At 75.2% G+C, this 10967-nt stretch carries 1 protein-coding gene; it reads left to right on the plus strand.

Features of this window, described 5'->3' with window-relative positions; all coding sequences use genetic code 11:
* The first annotated feature begins 9 nt into the window (after positions 1-9).
* Positions 10-10953: a type I polyketide synthase gene (locus A4R25_RS02350; RefSeq protein ID WP_064445429.1), complete on the plus strand. Its 10944-nt coding sequence runs from the start codon at positions 10-12 to the stop codon at positions 10951-10953.
* The last annotated feature ends 14 nt before the right edge of the window (positions 10954-10967 follow it).

The following is a 10967-nucleotide window of genomic DNA, read 5'->3' on the forward strand; positions in this document are numbered from 1 at the left end:
GCGCGGTCCATGGCTGACGAGGCGAAGCTTCTCGACTACCTCAAGCGGGTCACCGCTGACCTGCACCAGGTGCGCCAGCGCCTGCGCGAGGTGGAGGCCGGTGAACAGGAACCGGTCGCCATCGTCTCCATGAGCTGCCGCTTCCCCGGCGGGGTGCGCTCTCCCGAGGACCTGTGGGAGGTGGTCGCGTCCGGCCGGGACGTGGTCACCGACTTCCCCGAGGACCGCGGCTGGGACCTCGGGTCGCTCTACGACAGCGACCCCGAACAGAGCGGCACGTCGTACACGCGGCAGGGCGGCTTCGTCCACGACCTGGCCGACTTCGACCCGGGCTTCTTCGCGATCTCCCCCCGCGAGGCGCTGGCGATGGACCCGCAGCAGCGCTGGCTGCTGGAGACATCGTGGGAGGCCCTGGAGCGGGCCGGCATCGACCCGCACTCGCTGCGCGGCAGCCGCACCGGCGTCTTCGCCGGCAGCACCGGCCAGGACTACGGCACCGTGCTGATGGGCGCCGCGCAGGGCCTGGAGGGGCACCTGATGACCGGCAACGCCGGCAGCGTGGTCTCCGGCCGGATCGCCTACACCTTCGGGCTGGAGGGCCCGGCGGTCACCATCGACACCGCCTGCTCGTCCTCGCTGGTCGCCCTGCACCTGGCGGGGCAGGCGCTGCGGCAGCGGGAGTGCACCCTGGCGATCGTCGCCGGGGTCACCGCCATGTGCACCCCGGCCGCCTTCGTCGAGTTCTCCCGGCAGCGCGGCCTCGCCGCCGACGGCCGCTGCAAGGCGTTCGCCGCCGCCGCCGACGGGACCGGCTGGTCCGAGGGCGTCGGCGTCCTGGTGCTGGAGCGGCTGTCGGACGCGCAGCGCAACGGCCACCCCGTCCTCGCCGTGGTGCGGGGCAGCGCCGTCAACCAGGACGGCGCCTCCAACGGCCTGAGCGCCCCGAACGGGCCGTCGCAGCAGCGGGTGATCCAGCAGGCGCTGGCCAACGCCGGCCTCGCCACCGGCGGCGTGGACGTGGTGGAGGCGCACGGCACCGGCACCCGGCTCGGCGACCCGATCGAGGCGCAGGCGCTGCTCGCCACGTACGGGCAGGACCGGGGGGACTCGGCGCCGCTGCTGCTCGGGTCGGTCAAGTCGAACATCGGTCACGCCCAGGCCGCCGCCGGTGTCGCCGGTGTGATCAAGATGGTCATGGCGATGCGGCACGGCGTCGTACCGCCCACCCTGCACGTGGACGAGCCGACGCCCGAGGTCGACTGGTCGGCCGGCGAGGTGTCGCTGGTGACCGAGGCGACGCCGTGGCCGGCGGTGAGCCGGCCGCGCCGCTCGGCCGTCTCCTCGTTCGGGGTGTCCGGCACGAACGCCCACACCATCCTGGAGCAGGCTCCGGCGCCCCAGCAGTCCCCGTCGGCCGACGCCGCGTTGCCGGTCGAGCGGCCGGTCGTGCCGGTGCCGGTGTCGGCCCGGGACGCGGCCGGCCTCGCCGCGCAGGCGGGCCGCTGGGCGGCCCGGATCGCCGCCGACGAGACCCTGCGGCCCCTGGACGTGGCCTTCTCGTCGGTCACCTCACGCTCCACCCTGGAGCACCGGGCCGTGGTTTCCGCGACCGGCCGTGAGGAGTTGCTGGGCGGGTTGCGTGCCCTGGCCGCCGGGCAGCCGTCGGGTGCGGTTGTCGTGGGCCAGGCCGGCGGCCGGGGTCCGTTGGCGGTGCTGTTCTCCGGCCAGGGTGCGCAGCGCGCCGGCATGGGCCGGGAGCTGTACGTCGAGTTCCCGGTGTTCGCCGCCGCCCTCGACGAGGCGTGCGGGCACCTGGACAGGGCCCTGCCGCGCCCGCTGCGTGAGGTGCTCTTCGCCGAGCCGGGTTCGGCTGAGGCGGAGCTGCTGGACCAGACGGTGTTCACGCAGGCGGGGTTGTTCGCGGTCGAGGTGGCGCTGTTCCGTCTCGTCGAGTCCTTCGGCGTCGCCCCCGACCTGGTCGGCGGCCACTCGATCGGCGAGGTCACGGCCGCGTACGTGGCGGGGGTGCTGTCGCTGGAGCACGCCTGTGCGTTGGTGGCGGCGCGGGGCCGGTTGATGCAGGCGCTGCCGACGGGTGGCGGGATGCTGGCGGTCGCGGCGGCCGAGGCCGATGTGGCGGCGGCGCTGGACGGGCTGGCCGGTGTAGGGATCGCGGCGGTCAATGGTCCGCAGGCTGTTGTGGTCTCCGGTGCCGTTGAGGCCCTCGACGAGGTGGAGCGGGTCTGGAAGGACCGGGGTGTGCGGACGCGTCGGCTCGCGGTCAGCCACGCGTTCCACAGTCCGTTGATGGAGCCGATGCTCGCTGATTTCCGGGCCGTTCTCGACGGGTTGGAGTTCGCCGCGCCGGTGCTGCCGGTCGTGTCGAACGTGACCGGTGCCCTGGCCGGCGATGAGATCCGCACGCCGGAGTACTGGGTGCGGCACGTGCGCGAGGCGGTGCGGTTCGCTGACGGGGTCGCCGCGCTGCGCGCCGCCGGGGCGGACACGTTCCTGGAGGTCGGCCCGCGCAGCGTGCTGACCGCGATGGTCGGCGACATCCTGCCCGCCGACGACGCCGTGCTCGCCGTGCCGGCGCAGCGCGCGGACCGGCCCGAGGCGCACGGGCTGCTGGCCGGGCTGGCCGAGCTGCACGTGCGCGGGGTTGCGGTCGACTGGCGGCAGTGGTTCGCCGAGACCGGCGCGCGGCGCGTCGACCTGCCCACGTACGCCTTCCAGCACCAGCGCTACTGGCCCGAGGCGGGCGCCGGGTGGACCGGCGACGTCACCGCCGTCGGCCTGCGCCCCGCGCAACACCCCCTGCTCGGGGCCGCCATCGGCGTCGCGCACGCCGAGGGGTTCCTGTTCACCGGCCGGCTGGCCCGGCGTACCCACCCGTGGATCTGTGACCACGTCGTCTTCGACACCGTGCTGCTGCCCGGCACGGGCTTCGTCGAACTCGCCCTCCAGGCCGGCGCGCACGTCGGCGCGGACCACGTCCGCGAACTCACCCTGGAGTCGCCGCTGATCCTGCCGGAGACCGGGGGCGTCGACATCCAGCTCTGGATCGGCCCGGCCGACGAGACCGGCTGCCGGTCCGTGTCGCTGCACTCCGCCCAGGACGGCGAGCCGGCCGAGGGCGCGGGCGAGCGGACCTGGACCCGCAACGCCAGCGGTGTGCTGGCCAGCGGCCCCGCCGCCCCGAGCGGCCCCGCCGGCTGGTCCGACCTGACCACCTGGCCGCCGTCGGGCGCCACCGAGGTCGGCACCGACGACCTCTACCTGAACCTCTCCGCCCAGGGCTACGACTACGGTCCGTCCTTCATCGCCCTGCGCTCCGCGTGGCGGCGCGGCGACGACCTCTTCGCCGAGCTGGCGCTGCCCGAGGCCCCCGCCGCCGAGGCCGGCGGGTACGGCCTGCACCCGGCCCTGCTCGACGCGGCGCTGCACACCCTCGGCCTGACCACGTCGGCCGGAGAGCCTTCAGGGGCGGGCATGCCCCCGGGGTACGGCCGGCTGCCGTTCTCCTGGAACGACGTCGCCCTGCACGGCGCCGGGGCCGCGGCGGCCCGCGTCCGGGTCTCGCACACCGGCCCCGACAGCATCTCGCTGCTGCTCACCGACGTCACCGGTGCGCCCGTCATCTCCGTCGGCTCCCTGGTCCTGCGGCCGGTCTCCGCCGACCAGCTCCGCACCGCCTCCGGCGGCGGCACCGAGTCGCTCTTCCAGGTCGATTGGGCGCCGCTCGCGCTGCCCGCCGGCCCGTCCACTGTCGACTGGGCGGTCATCGGCGACGCCGCGGCGCTCACCGACGCGGTCGCGGCCACCGGCACGGCCGTGGCGGCGTACCCCGACCTGACGGCCCTGGCCACGGCGATGGACGACGGGACGGACGCGCCCGGCGTGCTGGTCCTGCCGTTGCTCGACCCGCCCGCGTCGGCGGACGTGCCGCGCGCCGTCGCCGAGGCGACCCACCGGGTGCTTGCCGTGCTCCAGCAGTTCCTCGCCGAGGAGCGCTACGCGGTGTCCCGGCTGGTGGTGCTGACCTCGGGCGCGGTCGCCACCGACCGGGACGCCGACCTGACCGACCTGGCCGGCGCCGCCGTGATCGGCCTGCTCCGCTCCGCCCAGTCGGAGAACCCCGACCGGTTCGTGCTTGTCGACGTCGACGACGTGGCCGGCTGTGCCGCCGCGCTCGTCCCGGCCGTCGCGACCGACGAACCGCAGGTCGTGATCCGCGCGGGTGTCGCCGCCGGCGCCCGGCTCACCCGGGTTCCCGCCCCGGCCGAGCCGCCGGCCGCCCCGTTCGACTCCGACGGCACCGTGCTGATCACCGGCGCCACCGGCACCCTCGGCCAGCTGATGAGCCGGCACCTGGTCAGCACGTACGGCGTCCGGCACCTCATCCTCACCAGCCGGCGCGGCCGCGCCGCCGGGGGCGTCGCGGAGCTCTGCGCCGAGCTGGAGGCGCTCGGCGTGAGCGTCACCGTCGCCGCCTGCGACGTCGCCGACCGCGCCGCCGTGGCCGAGCTGCTGGCCGGCATCCCGGCGGAGCACCCCCTCACCGCTGTCGTCCACGCCGCGGGCGTCCGCGACGACGGCGTCATCTCCTCGCTCACCCCCGAGCGGATGGACGGCGTGCTGCGGCCCAAGGTCGACGCCGCGTGGCACCTGCACGAGCTGACCGCCGACCTCGGCCTGAAGGCGTTCGTCTCGTACTCCTCGCTGGCCGCCACCGCAGGCGGCCCGGGCCAGGGCAACTACGCCGCCGCCAACGCGTTCCTCGACGGGCTGGCCCACCACCGCAAGGCGCGCGGCCTCGCCGCGCTCACCCTCGCCTGGGGCCTCTGGGCCGACCGCAGCGGCATGACCACCGAGCTGGACGACGTCCACCTCAACCGGATCTCCCGCTCCGGCGTCGCCGCCATGGAGGCCGAGGAGGGGCTCGCGCTCTTCGACGTGGCCTGCCGCACCACCGACGCCGCGCTCGTCCCGGCCCGGCTGGACCTCGCCGCGATGAAGGTGCAGTTCGCCGGCGGGAGCATCCCGCCGCTGTACCGGGCGCTGATCCGCACGCCCGCGCGCGCCGCCGCGGCCACCACCGGCGCGTCACTGGTGCAGCAGCTCGCCGGGCTGGGCGACGCCGAGCGGGCCGCCGCGCTGGTCGAGATCGTCCGCGGGCAGGCCGCCGCCGTGCTCGGCTACCCCGACCCGGCGGCCATCGAGCCGCGCCGGGCGTTCAGCGAGTTCGGCTTCGACTCGCTGACCGCCGTCGAGATGCGCAACCGGCTCAACAACGCCTTCGGGATGCGGCTGCCGGCCACCCTCGTCTTCGACTATCCGACCCCGCACGACCTGGCGGGCTTCCTGGGTACGGAGATCGCCGGCACCCCGGTCCCCGTGCGACCCGCGACGACCACCGTGCCGGTCGGCGACGACGAGCCCCTCGCGATCATCGGCATGGCCTGCCGGCTGCCCGGCGGCGTGTGGTCGCCCGACGACCTGTGGCGGCTGGTGGTCGACGGCGTCGACGCGATCAGCGACCTGCCGACCGACCGTGGCTGGGACCTCGACAGCCTCTACAGCCCCGACCCCGACGCCCCCGGCACCTTCTACGCCCGCGGCGGCGGCTTCCTCAGCGGCGTGGACCGGTTCGACCCCGGGTTCTTCGGCATCTCGCCCCGCGAGGCCCTGGCCATGGACCCGCAGCAGCGGCTGCTTCTGGAAACCACCTGGGAGTCCTTCGAGTCCGCCGGCATCGACCCGGCCGACGTACGGGGCAGCAGCACCGGCGTCTTCGTCGGCACCAGCGGCCAGGACTACGGCTCGCTGCTCGCGTACTCGCCGGAGGCCGCCGAGGGCTACATGCTGACCGGGATGACCAGCAGCGTCATCTCCGGCCGGGTGGCGTACACGTTCGGGCTGGAGGGGCCGGCGGTGTCGCTGGACACGGCCTGCTCCTCGTCGCTGGTGGCCCTGCACTGGGCCGGTCAGGCGCTGCGGCGCGGCGAGTGCGACATGGCCCTCGCCGGTGGCGTGATGGTGATGGCCACCCCGACCGCCTTCGTCGAGTTCTCCCGGCAGCGCGGCCTGGCCGCCGACGGCCGGTGCAAGTCGTTCGCCGCGTCCGCCGACGGCACCGGCTGGTCCGAGGGCGTGGGCATGCTGCTCGTGCAGCGGCTCTCCGACGCGCGCCGACAGGGCCGCACCGTGTACGCGGTGGTGCGCGGCTCGGCGATCAACCAGGACGGCGCCTCCAACGGGCTGACCGCCCCGAACGGTCCCTCGCAGCAGCGGGTGATCCGGCAGGCGCTGGCGTCGGCCCGCCTTACCACGGCCGACGTGGACGTGGTCGAGGCGCACGGCACGGGCACGACGCTCGGTGACCCGATCGAGGCGCAGGCCCTGCTGGCCACGTACGGGCGGGAGCGGCCCGCCGACCGGCCGCTGCTGCTCGGCTCGATCAAGTCGAACATCGGCCACGCCCAGGCCGCCGCCGGGGTGGCCGGTGTGATCAAGATGGTGCAGGCCATCCGGCACGGCCTCGTCCCGGCGACGCTGCACGTGGACGAGCCGTCCCCGCACATCGACTGGACCTCCGGCGCCGTCGAGCTGGCCACGGAGTCGCGGCCGTGGCCGGCGGTGGACCGGCCGCGCCGGGCGGCGGTGTCGTCGTTCGGCATCTCCGGCACGAACGCCCACGTGATCATCGAGCAGGGTGACGAGCCGGTCGACGCCGCACGCGTGGACACCCGGCCCGGCCTCGTGGATTCCGGCGTCGTGGCATGGCCGCTGTCGGGGCGGTCGAGGGAAGCCCTGACCGGCCAGGCGGCCCGGCTGGCCCGGCACGTACGCGAGCACGGCGAGGTCGATGCGGCGGCGGTGGGCTGGTCCCTGACGACGACCCGGTCGACGTTCGACCACCGGGCGGCAGTGGTCGGGTCGAGCACGGAAGAGTTGCTGGCGGGGCTGGACGCCCTGGCGGCTGGTGCGCCGGCGGGGAACCTGGTCACGGGTACGGCCGTCGGGACGAGTGCGGTGTTCGTGTTCCCGGGTCAGGGTGCGCAGTCGGCGCGGATGGCGGCCGGTCTGGTGGGTCGTGCGCCGGTGTTCGACGCGCGTCTGGCGGAGTGTCAGCGGGCCCTGGCCCCGTACCTCGATGTGGACCTCGTTGCGGTGTTGACCGGTGACGACGAGTCGTGGCTGGAGCGGGTCGAGGTCGTGCAGCCGGTGCTGTGGGCTGTTGGTGTGGCGCTGGCGGCGGTGTGGCAGTACGCGGGTGTGGTTCCGGCGGCGGTGGTCGGTCACTCGCAGGGTGAGATCGGCGCGGCGTGTGTGGCGGGGATTCTCTCCCTGGAGGACGCGGCGAAGGCGGTGGCGTTGCGGTCGCGGGCGCTGACGGTGCTGCGGGGTACCGGGACGATGGCGTCGGTGGACCTGTCGGCGGAGGCGGTGGCTGAGCGGCTGCCGGCGTTCCCGGGTGTCGGGGTGGCGGCGGTGAACGGCCCGTCGACGGTGGTGGTGTCGGGTCCGCCGCAGCCGGTCGCGGATCTGGTGGAGGCGTGTCAGGCCGACGGGGTGCGGGCGCGGTTGATCCCGGTGGACTACGCGTCGCACTCGGCGGCGGTGCAGGACGTCGCGGAGCAGTTGCGCGCGGACCTGGCCGACGTGAGCCCGCAGCCGGGGCACACTCGGCTCGTCTCGACGTTGACCGGTGACTGGGTCGAACCGTCCTCGATGGACGCCGGCTACTGGTACGACAACCTGCGGCAGACCGTGCAGTTCGACGCCGCCGTGCGCGTCGCTGTCGCCGCCGGGCACACCACGTTCGTCGAGATCAGCCCCCACCCGGTGTTGACGATGCCGGTGACGGCGATCCTGGACGACGCCGGCGTCACCGGGCACACGCTGGGCAGCCTGCGGCGCGGTGACGACGACCCGACGCGGCTGCTGACCAACCTGGCTACCGCCCACGCGATCGGCCTGCCCGTCGACCTGACGGCCGTCCTCGCCGGGACCGACCCTGTCGCCCTGCCCACGTACGCCTTCGACCACCAGCGGTACTGGGTCGAGCCGCCGGCGCACCGGGCGCAGGACGTCAGCTCCGCCGGTCTCCAGGACGCCGGGCACCCGCTGCTCAGCGCCACGCTGACGTTCCCCGACAGCGAGCGGATGGTCTTCACCGGGCGGCTGTCGGTGCGTACCCACCCGTGGCTCGGCGAGCACCGGGTGATGGACAACATCCTGCTGCCCGGCACCGCCTTCGTGGAACTCGCCACATACGCCGGTGCGCAGGCCGGCTGCCCGACGGTGGAGGAGCTGACGCTGCTCGCCCCGCTCGTCCTGCCCGAACTCGGCGCGCTCCAGGTGCAGCTGACGGTCGGCGACCGCGACGACGACGGGCGGCGCACCGTCCAGCTCCACTCCCGGCCCTACCGGGACGGCTCCGACGAGATCCTCGCCGACGTCGCCTGGACCTGCCACGCCACCGGCCTGCTCGGCCCGCAGCCGGCCGACGCCGCGCCTGCCTTCGACCTGGGGGTGTGGCCGCCGCCCGGCGCGACGCGCGTCGAGTCCGACGACTTCTACTCCGGCATCGAGGCGACCGTCTTCGGGTACGGGCCGGCGTTCCGGGGTCTGCGTGCCGCGTGGATCCGCGACGACGAGGTCTTCGCCGAGGTCGAGCTGCCCGCCGGCCACCACGCCGAGGCCGGCCGCTTCGGCGTGCACCCGGCGCTGCTCGACGGCGCGCTGCAGGCCATGTCGATCGGCGGCTTCCTCGGCCGGATGGGCGACGGCGCCGACGCCGGCGTGCCCCGTCTGCCGTTCGCCTGGACCGGGGTCTCCCTGCTCGCCGCCGGGGCCACCGCCCTGCGCGTGCGCGTCGCCGCGGCCGGCGAGGTCGGCGTCTCGTTCCAGGTGGCCGACGCCACCGGCGCCCCGGTGCTGCACGTCGACTCGCTGATCATGCGCCGTGTCTCCGGGGACTCCCTCGGCGCGGCCCGCTCCGGCCGGCACGAGTCGCTGTTCCAGGTGGACTGGCCCGTGCTGCCGGTGCCCACCGGCCCCGTGCCGGCGGCCATCCGCTGGGTGGCGCTCGGCGACGACCTGGTGCTCAGCGCGGCCTGCGAGGCGGCCGGTGCCCGGGTGCGTACCGACGTCGGGCTCGACACCCTCGGCGACCTGCTCGCCGGGGGTGAGCCGGCGCCCGAGCTGGTGATCGTCCCGATCGGCGACGCCGGGAACCCGTCGGACCCGGAGCTCGCCGCGCAGGCGCGCGCCGCCACGCACCGTACGCTCGCCGCGTTGCGGACCTGGCTCGCCGACGACCGGTTCGCCGACTCGCGGCTGGTGCTCGTCACCCGGGACGCGGTCGCGGCGGGGGAGCAGGAGCAGGTGAACCTGCGCCAGGCCCCGGTCTGGGGCCTGCTGCGCGCCGCCCAGCTCGAACACCCGGGCCGGTGCCAGCTCGTCGACCTCGACGACGCCCCGGACAGCGCCGCCGCGCTGGCCGCCGCCATCGCCTCCGGCGAGCCGCAGCTCGCCGTGCGCGACGGGCAGGTCCGCACCCCACGGCTCGGCCGGGTTCCGGCCGGTGTCGAGCCGCTGCCCGGCGGGATCGACCCGGCCGGCACCGTGCTGATCACCGGCGGCACGGGCGTGCTGGGCCGCATCCTGGCCCGCCACCTCGCCACCAGCCACGGCGTACGGCACCTGCTGCTGGCCGGGCGGCGCGGCGCGGCGGCCGAGGGGATCGGCGACCTGGTCGACGAACTCGCCGGCACCGGTACGGAGGTGACCGTCGCGGCCTGCGACGCCGCCGACCCCGAGGCCCTGTCGGCGCTGCTGGCCGGGGTGCCGGCAGCGCACCCGCTCACCGCCGTGGTGCACGCCGCCGGCGTCCTCGACGACAGCGTGCTGGAGTCGATGACCCCCGAACGGGTGGACGCGGTCGCCGTGCCGAAGATCGACGGTGCCTGGCACCTGCACCGCCTCACGGCCGACGCGAACCTCGCGGCCTTCGTCCTGTTCTCGTCGGCGGCGGCCACGCTGGGCAGCGCCGGCCAGTCCAACTACGCGGCGTCGAACGCCTTCCTCGACGCCCTCGCGGCGCACCGCCGGGCACGCGGGCTCGCCGGCATCTCGCTCGCCTGGGGCCTGTGGGCGCAGGCCAGCGGCATGACGGGCCACCTCGGCGGCGACGACGTGCGGCGGATGGCCGAGCAGGGCGCCACCGGCCTGGCCACCGAACAGGCGCTGGATCTCTTCGACGCCGCGTGGCGGCTCGACGCGGCAACCGTCCTGCCGATGCGCCTGGACGTCGGGACGCTGCGCGGGCAGGCGGAGACCGGCACCCTCGCGCCCATGCTCCGGGCCCTGGTCCGGGTGCCGCTGCGACGCTCCATGGACGCCACCGGTGCCCGCTCCGGCGGGGTGCAACTCGGCCGGCGGCTCGCCGGACTGGCCGCCCCGGAGCGGCTCAAGGTGGTGCTCGACGTGGTACGCGCGAACATCGCCGCCGTCCTCGGCCACGCCGGCTCGGACGCGGTCGACCCGAACCGGCTCTTCACCGACCTGGGCTTCGACTCGCTCACCGCCGTCGACCTGCGCAACCGGCTCAACAGCCTGTCCGGTCTGCGGCTGCCGGCGACGCTCGTGTTCGACTACCCGACGCCGACGGCGCTCGCCGAGAAGCTGACGAGCGAGATCGCCGCCGACGCGGCGCCCTCCACCCAGCCGCTCTTCCAGGGCATCGACACGGTGGAGAGCCTGCTCACCGCCATCCCGCTCGACCCGGCGGCCCGCGCCCGGTTCACCGCCCGGATGCAGGACCTGCTCGCCAAGGCGTCCGACCTGGCGGCCGGGCCCGCCGTCGAACCGGACCGGCCAGACCTCGACTCGGCCAGCGACGACGAGATCTTCGACTTCATCAGCAAAGAGTTTGGAATCTCCTGAGATGACCAACCTTC

The sequence above is a fragment of the Micromonospora sp. NBRC 110037 genome, from assembly GCF_001652995.1.
Classification (GTDB): Bacteria; Actinomycetota; Actinomycetes; order Mycobacteriales; family Micromonosporaceae; genus Micromonospora; species Micromonospora chalcea.

Excerpts from the sequence above, each read along its gene's own strand:
- A4R25_RS02350 (WP_064445429.1), top strand. The coding sequence starts at position 10 with ATGGCTGACGAGGCGAAGCTTCTCGACTACCTCAAGCGGGTCACCGCT.